General features: G+C 58.1%; 22 protein-coding genes. 12 read left to right on the top strand and 10 right to left on the bottom strand.

Annotation, left to right across the window (positions count from 1 at the left end; all coding sequences use genetic code 11):
• Positions 1 to 8: 8 nt before the first annotated feature.
• Positions 9 to 854: a tryptophan 2,3-dioxygenase gene (gene kynA, locus BUE38_RS03460; RefSeq protein ID WP_371860367.1), complete on the bottom strand. Its 846-nt coding sequence runs from the start codon at positions 852 to 854 to the stop codon at positions 9 to 11.
• Positions 855 to 968: 114 nt separating this feature from the next.
• Between kynA and BUE38_RS03455 the strand changes: the two genes are divergently transcribed.
• Positions 969 to 1910: a LysR family transcriptional regulator gene (locus BUE38_RS03455; RefSeq protein WP_234986748.1), complete on the top strand. Its 942-nt coding sequence runs from the start codon at positions 969 to 971 to the stop codon at positions 1908 to 1910.
• Between the two features lie 823 nt (positions 1911 to 2733).
• On the opposite strand, the gene BUE38_RS03445 is transcribed toward BUE38_RS03455, so the two are convergent.
• Positions 2734 to 3645, bottom strand: a complete 912-nt coding sequence (locus BUE38_RS03445) for a LysR family transcriptional regulator (protein ID WP_073433586.1) — start codon at positions 3643 to 3645, stop codon at positions 2734 to 2736.
• Positions 3646 to 3731: 86 nt separating this feature from the next.
• Between BUE38_RS03445 and BUE38_RS03440 the strand changes: the two genes are divergently transcribed.
• The 3 genes from BUE38_RS03440 to BUE38_RS03430 all read left to right on the top strand — a co-directional run bounded on the left by BUE38_RS03440 (position 3732) and on the right by BUE38_RS03430 (position 5157).
• Positions 3732 to 4163, top strand: a complete 432-nt coding sequence (locus BUE38_RS03440; RefSeq protein WP_073433585.1) for a DMT family transporter — start codon at positions 3732 to 3734, stop codon at positions 4161 to 4163.
• A 21-nt stretch (positions 4164 to 4184) separates the two neighbouring features.
• A complete protein-coding gene (locus tag BUE38_RS03435; RefSeq protein ID WP_073433584.1) occupies positions 4185 to 4658 on the top strand; it encodes a DMT family transporter in 474 nt (157 codons plus the stop codon).
• A gap of 67 nt (positions 4659 to 4725) precedes the next feature.
• Complete coding sequence (locus tag BUE38_RS03430; protein ID WP_073433583.1) at positions 4726 to 5157, top strand: GNAT family N-acetyltransferase; 432 nt, start codon at positions 4726 to 4728, stop codon at positions 5155 to 5157.
• Positions 5158 to 5182: 25 nt separating this feature from the next.
• On the opposite strand, the gene BUE38_RS03425 is transcribed toward BUE38_RS03430, so the two are convergent.
• Positions 5183 to 6427, bottom strand: a complete 1245-nt coding sequence (locus tag BUE38_RS03425) for an MFS transporter (protein ID WP_084541683.1) — start codon at positions 6425 to 6427, stop codon at positions 5183 to 5185.
• A 210-nt stretch (positions 6428 to 6637) separates the two neighbouring features.
• Here BUE38_RS03425 and BUE38_RS03420 point away from each other — a divergent pair, with 210 nt between their 5' ends.
• Positions 6638 to 7084 (top strand): winged helix-turn-helix transcriptional regulator, encoded by a 447-nt coding sequence (locus BUE38_RS03420; RefSeq protein ID WP_073433582.1) that lies wholly within the window; start codon positions 6638 to 6640, stop codon positions 7082 to 7084.
• Positions 7085 to 7253: 169 nt separating this feature from the next.
• The gene (locus BUE38_RS03415) at positions 7254 to 7604 is read left to right on the top strand and encodes a VOC family protein (RefSeq protein ID WP_073433581.1); all 351 of its coding nucleotides are present in this window, start codon (positions 7254 to 7256) and stop codon (positions 7602 to 7604) included.
• A gap of 41 nt (positions 7605 to 7645) precedes the next feature.
• Here the strand turns inward: BUE38_RS03415 and BUE38_RS03410 are convergent, their stop codons facing one another.
• Entirely contained in the window at positions 7646 to 8338 is a 693-nt protein-coding gene (locus BUE38_RS03410) for a FadR/GntR family transcriptional regulator (RefSeq protein ID WP_073433580.1), read from the bottom strand.
• Positions 8339 to 8612: 274 nt separating this feature from the next.
• Here BUE38_RS03410 and BUE38_RS03405 point away from each other — a divergent pair, with 274 nt between their 5' ends.
• The 6 genes from BUE38_RS03405 (at position 8613) to BUE38_RS03380 (ending at position 15398) form a co-directional block, all read left to right on the top strand.
• The gene (locus tag BUE38_RS03405) at positions 8613 to 9659 is read left to right on the top strand and encodes an asparaginase (RefSeq protein ID WP_073433579.1); all 1047 of its coding nucleotides are present in this window, start codon (positions 8613 to 8615) and stop codon (positions 9657 to 9659) included.
• A 189-nt stretch (positions 9660 to 9848) separates the two neighbouring features.
• Positions 9849 to 10850 (top strand): TRAP transporter substrate-binding protein, encoded by a 1002-nt coding sequence (locus BUE38_RS03400; RefSeq protein ID WP_073433578.1) that lies wholly within the window; start codon positions 9849 to 9851, stop codon positions 10848 to 10850.
• A gap of 12 nt (positions 10851 to 10862) precedes the next feature.
• The gene (locus tag BUE38_RS03395; protein ID WP_073433577.1) at positions 10863 to 11384 is read left to right on the top strand and encodes a TRAP transporter small permease; all 522 of its coding nucleotides are present in this window, start codon (positions 10863 to 10865) and stop codon (positions 11382 to 11384) included.
• Between the two features lie 15 nt (positions 11385 to 11399).
• Entirely contained in the window at positions 11400 to 12674 is a 1275-nt protein-coding gene (locus BUE38_RS03390; RefSeq protein ID WP_073433576.1) for a TRAP transporter large permease, read from the top strand.
• A gap of 10 nt (positions 12675 to 12684) precedes the next feature.
• Entirely contained in the window at positions 12685 to 13956 is a 1272-nt protein-coding gene (locus BUE38_RS03385) for a M20 family metallo-hydrolase (RefSeq protein ID WP_073433575.1), read from the top strand.
• Positions 13957 to 13988: 32 nt separating this feature from the next.
• Positions 13989 to 15398, top strand: a complete 1410-nt coding sequence (locus BUE38_RS03380; protein WP_073433574.1) for an amidase — start codon at positions 13989 to 13991, stop codon at positions 15396 to 15398.
• A 115-nt stretch (positions 15399 to 15513) separates the two neighbouring features.
• On the opposite strand, the gene BUE38_RS03375 is transcribed toward BUE38_RS03380, so the two are convergent.
• From BUE38_RS03375 to BUE38_RS03355, 6 genes are all read right to left on the bottom strand, one after another.
• Positions 15514 to 15819 carry a hypothetical protein gene (locus BUE38_RS03375; RefSeq protein ID WP_073433573.1) on the bottom strand — a complete coding sequence of 102 codons (306 nt, stop codon included), beginning with the start codon at positions 15817 to 15819 and terminating at the stop codon, positions 15514 to 15516.
• Positions 15820 to 15968: 149 nt separating this feature from the next.
• Entirely contained in the window at positions 15969 to 17177 is a 1209-nt protein-coding gene (locus tag BUE38_RS03370) for a BamA/TamA family outer membrane protein (RefSeq protein ID WP_143166176.1), read from the bottom strand.
• Positions 17178 to 17309: 132 nt separating this feature from the next.
• Positions 17310 to 17459, bottom strand: coding sequence for a hypothetical protein (locus BUE38_RS22855; RefSeq protein ID WP_159438844.1), 150 nt, complete (start codon positions 17457 to 17459; stop codon positions 17310 to 17312).
• A gap of 25 nt (positions 17460 to 17484) precedes the next feature.
• Entirely contained in the window at positions 17485 to 17781 is a 297-nt protein-coding gene (locus tag BUE38_RS22320) for a hypothetical protein (RefSeq protein ID WP_143166175.1), read from the bottom strand.
• Positions 17782 to 17950: 169 nt separating this feature from the next.
• Positions 17951 to 19033, bottom strand: a complete 1083-nt coding sequence (locus BUE38_RS03360; protein WP_084541682.1) for a DUF2955 domain-containing protein — start codon at positions 19031 to 19033, stop codon at positions 17951 to 17953.
• The gene (locus BUE38_RS03355) at positions 19023 to 20084 is read right to left on the bottom strand and encodes an HlyD family secretion protein (protein ID WP_073433570.1); all 1062 of its coding nucleotides are present in this window, start codon (positions 20082 to 20084) and stop codon (positions 19023 to 19025) included. The genes BUE38_RS03360 and BUE38_RS03355 overlap by 11 nt, the downstream gene beginning before the upstream one ends.

Genomic DNA, 20084 nt, shown 5'->3' with positions numbered 1-20084 from the left:
ACAGATCCTCAGATGGACGTTCGCACGGACCACAGTTCCGGGAAGAACTGCAGGTCCAGTGCCTTGACCAGATAGTTCACGCCGGCAGTGCCACCGGTACCGCGGCGGTAGCCGATGATTCGCTCGACGGTTTTCATATGATTGAATCGCCAGCGCTGGAAGTTGAACTCGATATCGACCAGCTTTTCCGCCAGCTCATAGAGGTCCCAGTGCCTGTCGGTGTGGTGATAGATCTCCGACCAGGCTGCCTCGACCTCGGGACTGGCAACGTAGGGTTCAGCCCAGTCGCGCTTCAGGTGACTGTCGGGAATCGCAAAGCCGCGCTTACTGAGGAGCTGCAACGTGACATCGTAGAGACTCGGCGCCTTCAACACCGATTGCAGATATTCGTAGTGTTGCGGATGGCCTCGGTGCGCTTCGATCATGCGCGCATTCTTGTTGCCGAGCAGGAACTCCAGCTCGCGATACTGGTACGACTGAAAGCCCGAGCTCTGGCCGAGCTGGTCGCGAAAACTGGCGTAATCGGCCGGCGTCATCGTCACCAGCACTTCCCAGGCCTGAATCATCTGCTCCTGGATTCGCGCCACCCGGGTCAACATCTTGAACGCCGGACGCAGGTGATCCTGGCGAATATGGTCGACCGCGCCATAGGCCTCGTGCAGGCAGAGCTTCATCCACAGTTCGGACACCTGATGGATGACGATGAACAGCATCTCGTCGTGCTCACCCGACACCGTCTTCTGGCAGGCCAGCAGCGGCTCCAGCGAGAGGTACTGGCCATAGCTCATGTCCTGGTCCCAGTGGACCTTCTCGTCATCAAGATTGACCTGTTGTCTACCTTGGCCTGTCATCATTCACCACCATTGTTGTTATTGGCTAAGTTATCGACTAACTCAAAGTTTACGCAGCAGTTTTTAGCGTGTAAATTTCATAAAAATCCCAATATCAATTAATTTTATACATACTCAATGCACGCTCGTATCAGCACTCGCCACCTACAGATGATCCTGGCTATTGCCACCACCGGCAGCGTCTCGGAGGCTGCCAGCCAGATCGGACTCACCCAGTCGGCGTTGAGTCACCGCATCCGTGAGGCCGAGCGACTGCTCAATACCGAGCTGTTCTATCGCAAGCACAAGAAGCTGATCCCGACCAGCGCCGGCAAAAGGCTGCTGCAATCAGCGAAGGTGGTGCTGGGGGAGTTGGAACGGGCAGAGAACGACATCAACAAGCTATCGGTCGGCATCGAGCACGTGGTGAGAATCGGCAACGAGGCCTACGGCAGCTACCACTGGTTGCCCCGCTTTCTGAAAGGGTTCATGGCCGAACAGCCGAGCATCAGCGTCGAGATCATTCCGGATGTCTCGATGGATCCTTACACCGCACTACGCAACGGCAGCATCGACCTGTCGATCATCTCGGGTACACCGATCAAGAGCGGCTTTCGCACCCAGAAGCTGTTCCGCGACGAGATGGTGGTAGTAATGCCCGACAGTCACCCCCTGGCAGATCGGGAATGGCTATCGCCGGAAGAGATCGCCGACAGCACCTATATCACCTACCACACCAATCCAGGACCTGGCCGGGAATACGAACAGTTGTTCAGTCACTACCAACTGCTGCCACCGAGGGTGATCCGCGCCGGCGTCACAGAAGCGGTCGTGGAATTCGTTCGCGCGGGAGTCGGTATCACCATCATGCCCACCTGGGTACTGGAACCCTGGCAGCACGACAAGAGCCTGCGTATGGCAAGAGCGACCAGGAAAGGCCTGTATATCGACTGGCAGGTCGCCCTGCGCAAGGACGAACGCCGCGACTCCCCTGCCACCATACTGGCTCGGGCACTGACAGACGCGGCCGGAAGGCTTCGCCCCACGCAGCAGCTTTCCACCTACTCAGGCAACTTGTAGAGCGAAGCCCGCACGCCAAAAAAGCTTGGTGCGTTGAATTTCCCTCCCCGCCCAAGACGCGCCAATACCAAGCTCTCTACTCGGCCCTCACACCTTGGACTACGGCATCCGACAGCTCTAAACCGCCCCGTCCTGCCTGGATGGGACTGCCACAAAACCACCAAAAATCACAAAACCACAAATAATTCAACAAATAAATTACCAGCTCGATTCTGCACAAAAATCATATTGTCTGCTAAAAGAGACACAGGGAGATGTTAGCGAGGGAGAGCAGCAGATGCGCCCATAACGCTTATCGGCGCATTGCGATACAACAAGACCTATGACATAAGGAAAATAGAAATGCAGGCATTCATTATCAATAAAAATGCTCAATCCAATGGCGACCATGAGGTTCACAGCACTACAGCCCGTTGTTCTTACATGCCAGAACTTCAGAATCAGATTAACCTAGGCGCCCACGCCACATGCCATGATGCGGTTTCCTATGCAAAACAGCAGCACCCCGGCACTAGAATCAACGGTTGCTATTACTGCTGCAACCCATGCCATACCACCTGAACAACATATAGTCTCACGCAGGCCGGTGCCGGTTCACGGCTCGGCTTGTTATCCATCTTTCGCTATGAACTCACTCTTCCCGCGACAAAAATTTATCTGATCGTAGGAAGGTCAAATGCTTTACCAGAACATCTATACACTATTTATAGCTAAATCCAGTATACGAACCTCTCTCTCCTACCAAGTCAGCCTCTTCCCCTTGGCGACAATCTTGGAGCTCTGGATGGTTCCCAAAAGGGAGTACTTTCGCGAGCCAGTCGACCTAGTTGAGGTGATGGGCCAGCAGGTAGTCGACAAAGGCGCCTACCTTGGAAGAGCGCAGCCGGTTCTCCGGAAAGATGAGGTGAATACCGTCGATGCGTGGTTGGTTGGCAGCCTGCCATCCTTCCAGCATCGGTACCAATATTCGCTCATTCAATGCGTCCTGCAACAGCCATGTGGGAAAGAGCACCACGCCCTGGTCGTTGATTGCAGCTTCAATCAGACTCTCGGCGTTGTTGCTGCGCAGGTTGCCATGCACCTCGATAGCCCGGAATGCCTCGTGACTTTCGCGACGTACGTACCAGGGCTGCTTTCCCCGAGTGCCCTTGTAGACCAGGCAGTTATGATCCGCGAGGTCTTCGGGGCGTTCGGGCGTCCCGTATCGGGCCAGATATCCTGGGGACGCCGCAATCACGAAGCGCTGCGGCGACAACTCTCGTGCCACCAGACTCGAATCCTCCAGCATGCCGATACGTACCACCATATCGGCCCCTTCCTGTACTGGATCGACAAACGCATCGGTCAGCGTCAGCTCAACCTCCAGCTCAGGGTACCTGGACTGAAAGGCTTCCAGTAACGGAGCGATGTGCTTGCGGCCATACGCTACCGGCGCATTGATCCGCAATACACCGCGAGGACCGCTTGCTGTCCCGGAGACTTCGTCGGCAGCCATATCCAGCAGAGTCAGGGCCTCGCTTACCTGGCTGAGATAACGTTGCCCTACCTCGGTCAACCTGACGGCACGAGAATGCCGATACAGCAAGCGCTGGCCAAGCGTCTGCTCCAATGCCGAGATGCGGCGCGACACCGAAGATGGAGGAAGATCGAAGTCGTGCGCCGCTGCAGTAAAACTGCCGGAATGGGCCACTCGGACAAGAAGCCGCAGCGACAATAGCTGCACATCATTGCTCACAAGACAACACACCTTTGCTTTATATCGGTATTGTGCCAATTACAGCACAAATCCAGGATGTCGGCTTTCCTGAAGCGGAGGCAGACATGCCACAACTCACGATCTTGATACTGGTGCTGTGCGCCGGCATGGGCCTGTCGGTTGAAGCCGGCCTTCTGGGGCCCCTGGGAGAACAGGTCGGCCACTTGTCGGCGACCTTGTCGATTTTTCTGGTGGGAGCTCTGTTGCTGTCGCTGGCCATGGTCTTCGTTGCCCGCCCCTCGATCTCCATCCTGTTCAACCAGCCCCGCTGGCTGTTGACTGGCGGCCTGCTCGGGCCGGTTTACGTCGTGGTACTGACCGTCACCACCCCCCTGGTCGGCGTAGGCATGACGATGGTGGGCATCCTCTGTGGCCAGGTCGCTGCCAGCCTGGTCATCGATCACTTCGGCTGGCTGGGTAGCGAGCGGCGGGCTGTCGATAGCTACCGGGTCGGTGCGCTGGTGCTGATTCTGGCAGCACTGTGGCTTATCTACTGAATCCCCATAAGGAGAATTTCGATGCTTCTGACCCTGATGTATCCACTTCTGCTGCTGGGCGGCGCTGTGCTTGCCGCCCAGTCATCCGTCAACGGACGCCTCGGCTCCACGGTTGGCGTGCTGACCAGCGCCTGGCTGACCTTCTCCATGGGTGCCGTAGTCACCTTTCTGCTGGTGTTCTTCTTCGAACCGCACCACGAGGCAACACTGTTCAGCGTCCCCAAGTGGCAGCTCACTGGTGCTCTGTTTGGCGTGATCTATATGCTCGCTATTGTGTTCGCCATTCCCCGCGTCGGGACTGCCGCAGCCACTGTGGCCGTCATCTCGGGACAGATGTTGATGAGCCTGATGATTGACCACTTCGGTTGGCTGGGAAATGCTCGTCTGCCACTGGATGGTCCACGAATCATGGCAATCATCCTGCTGGCCAGTGCACTGTGCCTGATCTACATGAGCAACACTCGTCGTGAACGTCTGGTCGCGTGCAGTTCTTGACGACAGGTTCTCCACCAGGCTATTGCTGCCCATCCCCCACCTCCAGCAAAACGGTACGGATGCCCCCATGATCTACCGCGAGATGACAATGGATGACTACGATGGTGCCTTGAACCTATGGATGGAGCTCGAGGGGGTTCGTCTGCGCGATGCGGATTCCCCCGAAGGCATCGCCAGGTACCTGGAACGCAATCCCGGTCTGAGCCTTGTCGCGGAGGTGGATGGCGTCATTGTCGGCACCATCATGGCGGGCCATGACGGCAAGCGAGGCTATATACAGCATCTCGCCGTCTCGCAGTCACAACGACGTGCCGGTATTGCTTCTGCCCTGGTGGAACGCTGCCTGGCCGCCCTCGCCCGAGTCGGCATACTCAAATCCCATGTGATGATTCTGAACACCAATGAGGTGGGCAAGCGCTTCTGGGCGGAAATGGGCTGGCAACAGCGCGATGATGTGGAGCTCTATTCATTCATCAATGGCGGTGCGGAGAACACGTAATAGCCCACAGTCCCTGATTCGGCGGTTAAACAGACGCCCTCTCGCCCGGCATGTAACGTCGCGTCGCAGCCCAGAACAATAGGGCCAACAGACTGAAAGACGCTCCCAGAGCACAGACAGCGGGCCAGCCAGCATGGGCATAGACAGCCGTCGTGCTGATGGCCCCCAGGCCGCTCCCGATTGAGTAGAACAGCATGTACAAGCCCACCAGGCGACCATGTGCCTCCGGTCGAGTGTGAAAGACCATGCTCTGATTGGTGACATGAAGTGCCTGGCCTCCCAGGTCCAGCAATACGATCCCGACCAGCAGTGCCCATAGCGACTCTTCCAGCAGTGATATTGGCCACCAGGAAAACAGCAGCAACACCAGCGCAACTGCACTGGTGCGCTGGCCAAGTCCACGATCAGCCCATTCTCCGGCGCGGGCAGCCGCCAACGCCCCCACAACTCCTGCCAATCCGAAGGCGCCAATGACGGTATGGGAGAACTCATATGGTGGCGCGCCAAGAGGCAACACCAGAGCACTCCAGAAGACATTGAACGCAGCGAACATCAGCAAGGCCAGCACACCACGAATCTGCAACACCCGCTCTTCCCGCAGCAACTCCAGCATCGAGACAATCAAGCGGGAATAGCTCATAGACCCTGATGCGGGCTTCAGCGCCGGCAACCGGTGCCACAGAGGCAACGAAAGCGCCAACATCATTGCCGAAGAACACAGGTATACACCCCGCCACCCCACAAGATCGCTTACCCCACCGGCGAACACACGAGCCAGTAACAGGCCAATGAAAACGCCACCCTGTGCAGCACCAACCACACGTCCCTGTTCATGCGGTGCCGACGCACTGGCCGCATAGGCGATCAAACCTTGTGTCATTGCAGTACCAAGCAGGCCTACTCCGAGCATCCCCGCCAGCAGTACCGTGGTGGATTGCGCCAGTGCCACGACACCCAATGCCACCACCAACGCCATCAGCTGGAACACCATCAGCCGGCGACGATTCATTCGGTCACCCAGTGGCACAAGCAGCAGCAAGGCCAGAGCACATCCCACTTGAGTGGCAGTGATCACGCCACCAACAGCGGCATGACTGATCCCGAAATCTCGCGCCAACGCGTCCAGCAGTGGCTGAGCGTAATAAACATTGGCAACGCTAGCTCCACTGGCAGCGGAAAACAGCAGCACCAGGCCGCGGGGAGTCCCCGAGCACGCGACAGACTCGCTGTCGCCACACAGCGATGCAGGTAACCCCGGGGAATCTTTCATGACAACCCTCCAGACCAGACAGTTTCGAGCAGACAGTTCTGAAAAGACCGCTTTGAGCAGACAGTCTTGAACGGGCAGTTATGAGCAGACAGTCTTGAACGGGCAGTTTTGAACAGAGACTAGTTTCAAATAAAAACCAATTGGATGGTAAGCACCCTGGTTTTAAAATGCAACCACGTGAGTTGCACAATGTCGTCAAAGGAGAGTGTCATGCCCTCTCGGAAGTCCGCGAGCACCGAAACCTGTCCTGTAGCGCGCTCCATTGACGTCATCGGAGACCGCTGGTCCTTGCTCATCGTTCGAGATGCTTTCGATGGTGTGAGTCGATTCGGCGACTTCCAACGCAGTCTGGGCGCAGCACGCAACATTCTCGCTGAGCGCCTGCGTCGTCTGGTTGAAGCGGAAATCCTGACCACTCGGCCGGCATCGGACGGTACTGCCTACCAGGAATACGTACTGACAGCCCGAGGAGAACGTCTCTTCCCACTCGTTGTGGCACTACGTCAATGGGGCGAACAGCACTTGTTCGAGCGCGGAGAACCGCACTCCACACTCATCGACAGGTCGACAGGACAGCCCGTGCCCTTCATGGCCCCGAAAACGAGTGATGGCGAACCGCTGGAGCCGGATGGGACGGTGGTCAAGAAACTTCAATAGGCGTACGCAGCCCCCCCTTCCTCTGTTACCGATCATTCGAGAAAGGTCCCTACGCAGGTGCTCTCGGGGAACAACAATCACCTGACAGTTCTACAGTCCAGACAGATTTGAGCGCTATCAGATTGAAGATGGGCTCAGAACCCGCGAGATGAACCATGGGAGGCATGAAATGAAGGTCAAGCGCATCATGGCCAATATCCGGACCGAGAACCTCGACAAGGCAGCTGCCTTCTATCGGGATATTCTGGGCATGGAGCTGATCATGAACCATGGCTGGTTCCAGACCTATGGCTCCGGCGAGCAGATGACGGTGCAGATCAGTTTCGGCACCGAAGGGGGCTCCGGTACCCCGGTACCGGATCTATCGATCGAAGTCGACGACCTGGACGAAGCCCTGGCCAGAATCGAGAAACACGCCGTCCCCATCGAGTATGGGCCAGTGAGCGAGCCCTGGGGAGTACGCCGGTTCTACGTCCGCGATCCATTCGGCAAGCTGCTCAACATTCTCGAGCATGAGTGAGCGATGTTGCTCCGTCCTTGCCCCGGCGTCAGACCGCTCTTCTACTCCACATAGGTCAGATTGGTTTCCCAGCTCTCGCTACTGACCTTGATCGCAGCCTTGACCGCCTCTTCATCTCTGGCGCAGAAAGCCGCGTAAATGGCCTTGTGATCCTTGAGCGCGACCTTGGGCAAGGTACGCATGGAGGTCTCCAGTCCCGCCTCGACCAATTGGATCAGGGTTTCTCCGACCCGGATGGTCATGGGGTTGTGAGTGGCCTTCAGAATCGAGCGGTGGAAGGTTGCGTCGTGTCTTGACGTCTGCTCACCTCGTTTGATGGCCTCACCCATGGCATCAATAGCCGCCTGAATACACCGGTGGTCTTCCTCAGTGGCATTATTCATGGCCTGGATGGTGTAAGCCGGTTCAAACATCATGCGGAATTCAAGCACATCACGAGTCATGCCACGCGCGAGAATCATGCCGAAAGCCATGGGATCCACCAGAGGATCGCCTGGCTCCTTGCGAATGACGGTACCCTGCCCGCGTTTCACTTCCACGATACCGATAGCCTGCAGCATCTTGATCGCTTCACGGACACTGGACTTGCCGATACCCAGTGTATGAGTCAACTCCGTTTCTGAAGGCAGATAATCGCCTGGTTGAAGCTCCCCGCTGATCAGTGCGCTTTTGATACGTTCAAGCAACTGCAGGGCAACGGAACTACGGTCAATCGATTCCCCGAATGGCTCCATGGGCGGCGTCCTTGGCTGGCGTTCTACTGGTACGGTCAAGGCTTGCGCGAATGTCAGCAAGGCATTGGAAATATCGCTGGAAATCAGGTTCTCGCCTGCTCCATGGCAAGGGCTTTCCCGTTGACCTTATCGTGCTTTTCATTTGCGGAGCCTGGCGCTCCAACGGATTCGAGTCTAGCATGTCACATGACATCAGACATCAGACATCAGATGTCTGATCACCTTGGCTATCCATCACGACAATCCCCATCCACAACAATAATGGATCTCCTGAATGCCAGCCCCCCGAATCGTCGTCATGACCACCGGCGGTACGATCGCCAGCGAGCGGGATGTCTCCGGCCGTAGTCTTTCCGGTGCTCTTGCAGGTGCGGACCTGCTGTCACGCGCCAGCCTGCCCGAGCACCTGGCTTCCTGCGTGGAAGTGCATTCAGTACTACAGAAGCCCAGTAACGCCATTACGCTTGATGACCTATCGATGCTGCGCCAGCACTGCCTCGAGCTCATCCAGGAGGGCAATGTCTCGGCAATCGTCATCACCCACGGCACCGACACTCTGGAGGATACGGCCTGGTTCCTCGACCTTACCCTTCCCCGAAAGTTGCCGGTGGTGGTAACCGGCTCCCAGCGTCCGCCACACCAGGCAGGCACCGATGCATTCTGCAATATCGCCGATGCCATACGAGTAGCCGCCATTCCTGCCACACGAGGATTGGGCGTGCTGGTGGTATTCAATCAGACACTTCTTGCAGCTCGCCATGCACGCAAGGTCTCAAGCTATCAACTACACGGCTTTGCCTCACCCACAACCGGCCCACTGGGTTACGTGGATGGAGATGACGTATGCCTTCTCAACCAACCAGGCTCGGCACCAGTCCTGCCCCTCCAACCGGTTCAAGCCATGCCCCGGGTCGACATTGTGACGGCCTATCTCGATGCCAGCCCGGACCTCATCCAGGCATCCATTTCCGGTGGTGCTTGCGGCATCGTCATCGAGGGACTAGGGCGTGGCCATGTCCCTCCCACCTGGGTGGATATCATCAGCCAAGCCCGAGCCCTGCAGGTGGTGATAGTCGTGGTCAGTAGTTGCCTTGCTGGCCCGGTCCATCAGAGTTACGAGTTTGCCGGCAGCCTGGCCAGTCTGGAACAGGCTGGTGCCATTCCCGTTCGGGACCTCAATGCACGAAAGGCTCGAATCGCTCTTTCTGTACTACTCGCCGAGAGCGACACCTCGAACCTGGCAATCAAGTTGAAGGCTCTGTCGGAACCGTCTCGGTTCAATGACAACGTTATTCAGACTCGCTGTACCTCATCAGCGTGACTGACCCAGCAGTGGAGTCGCCCAGATAAACCAACGCACTTGCAACATCGCAGCAATCAACATCGCAGCAATCAACATCGCAACAACCAACAACCAACAACCAACAACCAACAACCAACAACCAACAACCAACAACAACGCACAGGCAGCAACCACCAACCACATAACACTCAACAATATGGTGCTCCAATGAAAACTCACTTCACTCGCGCATCTCTGGTTACCGCCATCGCGGTGGCATCAATCGGCCTCGGTCAGGCGCAGGCCGCCGACTACAACTTCTCGTTTGCCCACGTCCTGATTGAAGAGACACCGAACGGCCAGGCGGCCCTTGCCTTCAAGAAGGAGGTCGAGGAACAGTCCGGCGGTCGTATCAGCATCAACGTGCTGCCAGCCGCCCAGGTCGGCGGCGATGTAGAAATCATCGAGCAGGTCCAGATGGGACTGGTGGATATCGGGATTCCGCCTACCGCCACGCTGGGAAACTTTGAACCACGTATGCAGCTACTGGACCTGCCCTTCCTGATCTCCTCCTACGATGATGTTGAGACCGTGCTGGATGGTGAGGTGGGTCGCGAAATTCTCGATACTCTCGAAGACGACAACATGCATGCCTTCAATTTCTGGGGTGCGGGCTTCCGGCACATGACCAACAATGTGCGCCCCATCGAGACTCCCGAAGACCTCACAGCCATCCGCATGCGTACCATGCAGGCACCCATCATCATTTCGACCTATGAGAACTATGGTGCCAATGCCACTGCCATGGCCTTCACGGAGGTCTACAACGGCCTTCAGCAGGGGGTAGTCGAGGGCCAGGAGAACCCGCTGGCCAATATCTATACGATGCGCTTCCACGAAGTTCAGGACTACCTGTCACTGACCAACCATGCCTATCACGCCTACGCTGCTGTGATGAACAGTGACGCCTGGGAGTCATTGCCGGAAGACCTTCAACTGGTCATGCAGGAGGCCTTCGACAATGGCCGTGACACAGCACGGCGTCTGACACAGGAAGATGAAACCACCATTCTCGAGGAAATCCAGGACGAGATTGCCATCAACGACATCACGCCAGAGAATCGTCAGGCCTTTGTCGAGGCCAGCATGCCGGTACATGAGGAATATACCGAAATCGTGACAGCAGACCTGCTGCACAAGGTCTATGACGCCATCGGTATTGAACACTGAGGCCTCGACACCATGATCAAGACGCTCAATGCAGCGATTGATCGCCTGGAAGGGGCTGCGATGGTCGTGTTCATGTCGATCGCGACCATCATCACTGCCATCCAGGTGGTCTATCGCTACGGTTTCAACAGCTCACTGTTCTGGGCCGAAGAAGTCGTGATCTATTCCATCATCTGCATGAGCTTTGTCGGTGCGAGTATGGGTGTCCGCTATGGCGCCCATATCTCGGTCGATGTGCTCAATGCCATCGTCTCGCCAAGGATCAATCGCTGGCTGCACCTCGTTTCGGCCGGACTTGGCATCGTGTTCGCGGCGTTCATGGTGTTGTACGGCTTTGAGCTATTCATCAACACCCTGGGACGCGGCCAGTTGACCGCCGCGCTCCGCCTGCCCATGGCCTGGTTCTACCTCCCCATCGGTGTCTCCGGTGTACTGCTGATCATTCGCTACCTGAAAGTGATTCAGGACGCCTGGTCACATCCGCCCAGGCGCCATGCCGACGAACTCGCAGACGAAGCGAACAAGCTTGTCTAACTTCTGGAGACTGCCATGATCACGGCACTTCTGCCCGTTTTCTTCGCCGTGCTGCTGCTGGGCCTGCCGATCTTCGCGGCCCTGTCGCTTGCCGTATTCGTCGCCATCGAGTTCTTCGGCTCCACCAATCCAGTTATCGTACCGATGCGCATGTTCACCGGGATGAACAATTTCTCGCTGATGGCGATCCCCTTCTTCATCCTTGCCGCTGAGTTGATGCGCATCGGCGGCCTCTCCGATCGCCTGATCAATCTCGCCAAGGCGCTGGTAGGCTGGGTGCCTGGTGGCCTGGCCGCTGCTACCGTACTGTCGTGCCTGTTCTTCGGTTCGATTTCCGGCTCCAGTCCGGCCACGGTGGTGGCGATCGGCTCGATCATGTTCCCGGCACTGGTCGCGGCAGGCTACAACAAGCTGTTTGCCATCGGTCTGATCGCCACTGCCGGCACCCTGGGCCCCATTGTTCCACCGAGTATTGCGCTGATCATCTATGGCTCGGTGACCGGTACTTCCGTGGGGCAACTATTCGCGGCAGGCCTTCTCCCAGCCGTGCTGATTGCGACACTACTGATTGTCTACTGTATGGTGTATGCATCCATCAAGGGTTACGAGCGAGCCCCTTTCCCCACACTGCGCGAGATCATTCAGGCGTTCAAGGCAGCCGCCTGGGGACTCGGCCTGCCGTTCATTCTGCTGGGTGGCATCTATAGTGGCGTGTTCACCCCCACGGAATCAGCAGCGGTTGCCTGTGTCTACGGCCTGTTCATCGGCATGGTGGTATATCGCACCATCCGCTGGCCTGAATTGCTCACTACATTGCGCAGTTCGGGACTGACTTCAGCCACCCTGCTGTTGATTACGGCGGGCGCGTCGGCCTTTTCCTGGCTTCTGGCGATTACCGGCACGCCCACTCAACTGGCAAGTCAGGTCCTGTCGCTCACGGACGATCCACTTCAAGTCATGGCACTGTTCAACGTCGTCATGATCATTGCTGGTTTCTTCCTCGACAGCGCCTCCGCCATCATTGTGCTTTCCCCCCTGCTACAGCCTATTGCAGCTCAGGTGGGTGTCGACCCTGTGCATTTCGGGGTGATTACCCTGGTCAACTTCTCGGTCGGCATGATTACCCCGCCCGTCGGTCTCAACCTCTTTGTTGCCATGTCGATATCCCGAATGTCGCTGCAACAGGTGTTTCGAGCCTGCCTCCCCTTCATCGCGATGATGCTGGTGGCGCTGGTGGTCATCACCTATGTTCCCTGGTTGAGTAACTGGCTACCCTCACTGATCTACTGAGAACAGACCGATGCAGAATGACGAGACCTTCGGCGGTCAGGTGGATACCCAGCATTTCTGGCGCGATCTGCAACATCAAGTCTGTATCGGCGCTCTCCCTGGTGGCGGCCTGGGAAGGCTGGCGCTGGACGACAACGATATCAGGGCACGGCAGTGGCTGATCGATGAAGGCCATAAGTTGGGGTGCCAGACGTTCTACGACCTCATTGGCAATGTGTACCTACGCCGCGAAGGACTGGATCCGCAACTGCCTCCACTACTGATTGGAAGTCATCTCGACAGCCAACCCTGTGGTGGTGCCTACGATGGCACCCTGGGAGTGGTTGCGGGCCTGGCCGTACTGCGCACCCTGCATGAACAGAATATTTCGCATCCACGTTCCATCGAGGTCGTCAGTTGGACCAATGAGGAAGGCGCCCGCTTCGCTCCCGGAACACCAGGTTCTGCATGGTTTGCCGGAAAGCGGGAGTTGGAGGAAATTCTTCCCCTGTGCGACGACAGTGGAACAACATTCGGTGACGCCCTCGCCCACTGCCTGTCAGTACTGGGAGACTCCAACGCTATCGACAGGCCTGATTCCTTCACGCCGCACGCCTACCTCGAAGTGCATATTGAACAAGGGCCGATTCTGGACGCTAGTGGTCTCCCTGTATGTGCGGTCAGTGGCATCCAGGGGGTCAACTGGTATCGCTTCGAACTGGTCGGGGTCGCCAATCACGCTGGCACTACACCGATGGAGATGCGCTACGACGCTCTGATGGCTGCCCACACCCTGATTTCCGAGCTGAAGAGTGTCATCGAACGAACTGCCGTCCAGCATCAGGACAATCAACTACGGTTCACCATTGGCAAGTTTGCCCTTGCCCCAGGTTCAGTCAACACTATCGCTGACCGTGCCACCTTCAGCGTGGATCTCCGCCACCCGAAAGCCGAGACCCTCGCGGTGATCGATGCGGAGTTCCAGCAACTGGCACAGCAGCTCTGGGAAGGCTGCGAGGCGACCCTACACGTATCTTCACGTGTTCCTCCGGTCGCCTTTGATGAAGACATCGTCAGCCTCCTGGAACGCAGCATTGAGCAATACGCTCCCGGTGCTCCACGGCTGGTATCCGGAGCCTTTCATGATGCGATTCATATTGCACATCTGTGCCCTTCCGCAATGCTGTTCGTCGCATGCCGCGACGGCCTCAGTCACCATCCGGATGAACATGTGGAAGAACAGGACGCCGCTCCAGCGGTACGTGTGCTGGCCCAGACCGCTTTCGAGCTACTGCATCAGTAAATCACATGGAATCCTGCAAGGAGCCATTTCCCATGACAGCCTCCCCCATTGCACTACCATTACGCACCCAATATCAGCAACTGCGCAACGGGCAATTACATGCTGTGCAACTGGTCGAGACGGCCATGACCGCCTGGCAGTATCGAGGTCACCATGATCATGCCTACCGGACCTGGAATGGCGATGCGGCCATGGTCCAGGCACGGAGCGTGGATGAGTTGCTGACCCAGGGCGCGGATACCGGACCACTGATGGGGATGGCCGTGTCCATCAAGGACATCTATGCGGTCAGCGGGCTTCCTACCTTCGCAGGATCATCCAGACGTCTCGGCCAGCCATGGGAACACTCGGGCCCTCTGATCCGCCAGTTGCTGGCACAGCTACCCAGTATCATGGGCAAGACGCATACCGTGGAGTTTGCTTTCGGCGGCCTCGGCACCAATGCACATTGGGGTACGCCGAGAAACCCGTGGGATACTGCGGTACATCGCACGCCAGGAGGTTCCAGCTCCGGGGCAGGCGTTTCACTCATCGGTGGTACAGCCAGCCTGGCGCTGGGCACAGATACCGCAGGCTCTGTACGAATACCTGCTGCCATGACCGGTGTTGCCGGTCTGAAAACCACCGCAGGACGCTGGCCCACCGCCGGTATCGTACCGCTCTCCAGCACTCTGGATACCCCGGGCCTGTTGGCACGTTGTGTCGACGATCTGGCGTTCGCCTTCGACGCCCTCGATCAGGGGCTGACCGGCCACGAGGACAGAGTGCTTTCGCCACCACCACTCGCATCGCTCACCCTTGGCGTACCCGATAGTTATTTCTGGGATGACTGCAGTCCCGGCGTTGCAGAAGCGGTGCAACAGGCTATCCGGCAGTTGGAAGCCGCAGGAGTCCGCCTGGTGCCCCTCGACATCCCCCGAACCGGGGAGGCACTGACCCTATTTCAGGAAGGGGGGCTCGCTGCGGCGGAACTGGCCGAGTTCCTCAATAGCGAACTTCCCGACACTGTGGATCGTCTCGATGCCAATGTTGCAGCACGCGTCAGAGTCGCTGACCAGATGCCAGCCCCGGAATATATACGCCGTCGCAGGTTGATCACGGCACTATCGACCGATGCCTGCGAGGCACTGCGTCACGTGGATGCTGTCCTGACTCCGACCGTGGCCATTACGCCACCGGCACTGACCAGTCTGGAGCCGGCGGGAGCCTACGCCAAAGCCAATATGACCGCGTTGAAGAACACCATGATTGCCAACTTCATGGGACTCTGCGCCCTCACCCTGCCGGTGGGACGAGATGCCGAGAACATGCCGGTCGGACTGCAGGTCATGGCCGGTCCGATGCAGGAATCCCGCCTACTTGCCATGGGAATCAGTATCGAGCATCTGCTGGGCAACGGCTCCGCCATTCTGGGAGAACCAGAAGCTCGGGTGGTCCAGTGATTTCACTCTTGCCAGGTTCTACGTCCGCGATCCATTCGGCAAGCTGCTCAACATTCTCGAGCATGAGTGAAGGAGTCAGCGGCAGTCCGACCCACCGGCTGCCCTATTCTGCCCTTCACTCCCCACAGTTCATGCGATAGCGACGCGACTCGGCATCCAGCTCCGCATTGTCATCCACCTTGCTGTAGAAGAACGGCGCAACCTCGTCCTGCCCACTGGCCAACCGATAGCTGCCGCAGACGCCATAGCCTGTATTGACCTCTCTCAGGTCAAGCAACGTCATCTGGCTCGGGGTGCCGAGGGCAGCGCTGATGGCCTGTTGGATATCGTCGTCAACATGGCTATCAGCCATGTACTCATAGCCGAACAATGCCGCAATGGAGAGAAGAATCAGTACCACGGGGATATAGAGGTTATGCATTGCACGACGCCTGAGTTCTGGACAACAAGACCGGGACGGGGCCGATATGATACGCGATAGCACCCGCCTGTGCTGCATGCCATGCATGTGTTGAACAGCAGCGGGAGCCTCCAAAGAGCATCTGCATGCCATACGGTATTGAACAGCAATTAGTCCATCTGCATGCCCCAGGCATGACCGAACTGGATGTAGGCCACTTCCTCCTCCGGCCCCACAGCGTAATCAAGCCCGACATCCAGCCCCAGCTTGCGGGCAATACGATAGCGCACTCCACCGCCCCAGGTAGCAGCATCCGCGTCGTCATTGCCGAAGGCACGGCCATAACCTCCGAAGCCGACTGCTGCCCAGCGAGGCGTGAGCTGCCTTCTGATTTCGATTTCCGAGGACAATACCTCGTCGCCGGTGTAGCGATTGCGTGCCAGGCCACGGATATTGATATCCGGCTGCATGAAGAACGGAGCATCCTCCGAGGCCACTTGAGCATCCGCCATGGCAGCGAATGTCCACTGGTCCCGGGAGTGGAACCAGGCGCCGAACAGCGAGGCGGTATTGAAGTCGGCATCGCTGCCGATGGCTTCGTCGAAACGCTGGAACTCGGCAACCACATTGAGTCCACGAGTGGGCGTGAGAGGGTTGTCCCGATTGTCGAAGTGCCCCGCCACACCCAGAGAGACAAGTTCGATCTTGCGCTCGGCCAGTTCCTCTATACGCGGAAACTGGTCCTCGGTATCCAGATTGATGTCATTGCGTCGCCAGCGCAGCGAAGGCCCCAGCGAGAAGCCACTATCGCCGAAACGGTAGCGGGTCTTCACACCGATGTAATCGATATCGTTGTTGTAACGCAGCGCCAGATCCCGGTTGCCGGGGTGGAAGTCGAGCACGGCCAACCCCGTGGCAGCGGCAACATCATAGAGCCAGCGCCCACCGGCAAATGAGCCGGAACGCATGATGCCTCCGCCCCAGGAACCGTTACCGGTCACAGCTCCCCCAAGAATGGTACGAGTCGGAGGTAGATCCGAGCCTGGCGGTGGGTTCTCTACGAAATACGCCGCCATGCCCAGACCGTCATCCACGGCGGGCTCGGTAATGATGATTGGCATGGGAATAAATCCCCCCTTGGCGAGCAGGTTGGACATATCCAGTTGCCCATCCACTTCGTCGAAGAAGTTGCTGCGCCAGCCCGCCTGTCCTGGCGGTACCGTCCCGGAAGAAAAGTCGGAAGAAGAATTGCCTGGGGCAGTCCCTGCCACACTGTCGGTTGAGGCGTCAGACCGCGTGTCCTGAGCCAGACCGAGATGAGGCGCCAGCGAGATCAACAGCAGACTACCAAGCAGCGTCGAGCGTACGAGCTGGTTCATGAAGATCCCCAGGAACAAGACAAGAGCAGTGGTTGACGCCACATTCTGGCCTCAAGCTGTGTCTCCCTGCCAGGCAAGGAGACACAGCGGCATTGCCACCACTTCAGGTATTACTCATTGAACCAGGATAGATCAAAATCTGCTGCTGCGGGTAATGCTGTCGGAGGTATTACCCGCCTCTCTCGAAGGATAGCCACGTCGCCTCAACTCAGGCATGCGCCAGGGCACCACAGGGGTTGCATCGACCTGATGGCCGACGGCGGCACGTCCCTGTGCCGCCATTTACCCAACACAAGAATTTGCCGGGTCAATGGCGATGATGGCCTCGGTGATGCCCACGACTACGGTGACGGTCGCGCTTCCAGTCACGGCCGCGACCACGGTCCCAACCCCGATGTCCATGGCGTTCGGAGCGGTAGTGCCCATGACGGCGATCCCAGTCGCGATCGTAGCGCTTGTCATGGTCGCGATACCGCCGGTAGTCACGGTCATGGTCACGGTCGATGATAACGCCATGGGGCCCATGGATACGTGCAGGATGGTAGCTGCACCCCGCCAGGGTGACGATGAGGGCCGCGCTCAGAAGAATCGGTAACAGGCGCATGGGGACTCCGGTGCTTGCTTGTTTGTAGCGATGCTAGCAACGCCTGGCTGCCCTGCCATGTGGTCTACCGGCGACATCCGATGACAATGTTGTGCAGCTATTGCGCAACCACTGTCGCCTGCTCACGGCCTCCCTCTCCCGTCCATTCCGGCCAGCTTGTGGCCGGTCGTTACCCGTGACTGGAAACCGCAGGCCAGCGGTCCAGCAGGCGATGCAGCACCGCCATAACCACCAGAGTCGCAAGAAGTGCCACACACATCGAGCTGAAGCGATACAGGGCATCGAGCACCAGATCCTGATTGGGGCCGAGGTACTGGCCGAACAGGATGCCCAGGGTGGTCATGCCTCCAAATCCCACGCCGGATCCACCACCTTCCAGGATATGCTCGCGGGCAAACAGCAACAGACCTCCGAAGTAGCTGACCATTACCAGCAACAGATGATCACTCTGGGTGAACAGCACCATCTGCAGCACCAGAGCCAGATTACAACCCAGCAGCGTACCAATGGCCCTCTTGCGTGCCGAGGCCCTCGCTCCGTGATAACCCAGCGCGAAGAGAATCAGGATGGTCGCCATCTGGGCCGACAGCGAGTCACGCAGATCCAGCGACTGGAAGACCACGAAGGACAACGTTGCGGTGATGGCCCCGATCAGCGTCTGGTGGCGCCGGAGTTCCCGCGACTTGACCACCGGTTGCGGGGGTTGGCGCGGGTAACGATCCGGCAACAGGCCATGCATCAGGAAGGCAATCAACACCGCCAGTACGCTGGCCAGGGTATTGCTGGCCAGCAGATCGAACAGGTCAAGGTCCGGATAGCTGGCAAAGTGCAGCATGATGCTCAGCGTCAGCACCCCATTGGCCCCGAACAGGAATAGCGGCCCACTGGCCATCAGCGAGAAGCGCCACAGGAACAGCATGAATACCAACCCGGTCATGACCACCGGCATATGCTGGGTCAACCCCACCACCAGTGAGACCTCGACGATATTAAGGCAGGCATTGGCCAGGAACTGGCGGACGACATGCATGTTGATGACTGGCACCATGCCAAGCAGAAACATCGGGAACACAGTGAAGAACACCCCATAGTTCCAGCCCATCAGCTTGCTGATCAGGAAGCCGATGCTGGCACCAATGGCGATGCGCAGACACTGACGAAGGTCATTGGCGCTCAGCCGCGACTGCGTTCCGCCAGACTGTGACGCGCTGGGCCGTTGGGGCTCAGAGGATAACCGAGGGTCAGTAGACATAGTGCAACCAGGACATCAAGCGCACCTGCATGGCGCCCATGGTATGCGCCAGGAAGTTGTCTCCGGGAAGCAACTGAACCGTCGCCCGAGCCCCGCTCGGCAGATCTTTCGGCAAGGCTTCATCCAGTTCGAGATGGATACGAATGCGTTGAGCATCTCGTACCCAGCGATCGGTGGACGGAATGTCGGCGAGGCTACCATCAGCAATCAACTGGCCATCCTGGACACCGGCATCCCGCGACACCACATGAGCGTCAAACACCTTGCCGGGAATACCATCGAAAACCACCAGCGCCGAATTGCCTTCGCTGACCTGACGCAGGCTCTTCTCTCGGAAATCGGCCACGAGATCCAGGGAATCCACCACCATGGCCAATACTGCCTGCCCTTGACTCACGAAGTCACCGGTTTCCAGCTGTAGGTTGCTGACGGTCGCATCGTGGTCGGCTCTGATACGGGTATGGGCCAGATCCAGTTCCGCCTGGGCGAGCGCATTACGCGCCTGGCGCAACCGCAGGTTGGCAGCACCTTCCTGACCAAGTTCCACTTCGAGTTGGCGGACCTGGGCCTCGGTGGCCAACAGCTCTGCCTGAGCTGCCTGGTCTGCCGCCACCAGGCTATCCAATTGCTGGCGCGAGATACTGTTCCGGGAAATCAGGCTCTCGGCGCGCGCCCGTTCACGGCGGGACTCGTCGGCGTGCGCTCGGGCCGCCTCGACCTCTGCTCTCGCCGCCTCGAGGCTGGCGGCAAGACTGGCGTTGTCCTGACGAGCCTGTTCGAGCTCAAGACGCGCCTTGTCGCGCGCCAGTACGAAGGGAGCCTCGTCGATGCGAAACAGCAGCTCACCGCGCTGTACATTCTGATTGTTGTGCAGCGACATCTCGCTGACCGGCCCGCTGACCTGAGGTGCCACACGTACAACGGGGCGCATCACCCGCGCCTCTGGTGTCATCGGCATCCAGATATCGGCAACCAGGAAATAGACAAACAATACGCAGAACAGCCCGATGGCCGTTCGCACCAGGAGCGCAAAACGCTGATCAGGGGACAT

The organism is Halomonas cupida (genome assembly GCF_900142755.1).
Classification (GTDB): domain Bacteria; phylum Pseudomonadota; class Gammaproteobacteria; order Pseudomonadales; family Halomonadaceae; genus Halomonas; species Halomonas cupida.
The sequence above is the reverse complement of the archived record's forward strand: the minus strand, read 5'-3'. Positions and strand labels throughout refer to the sequence as shown.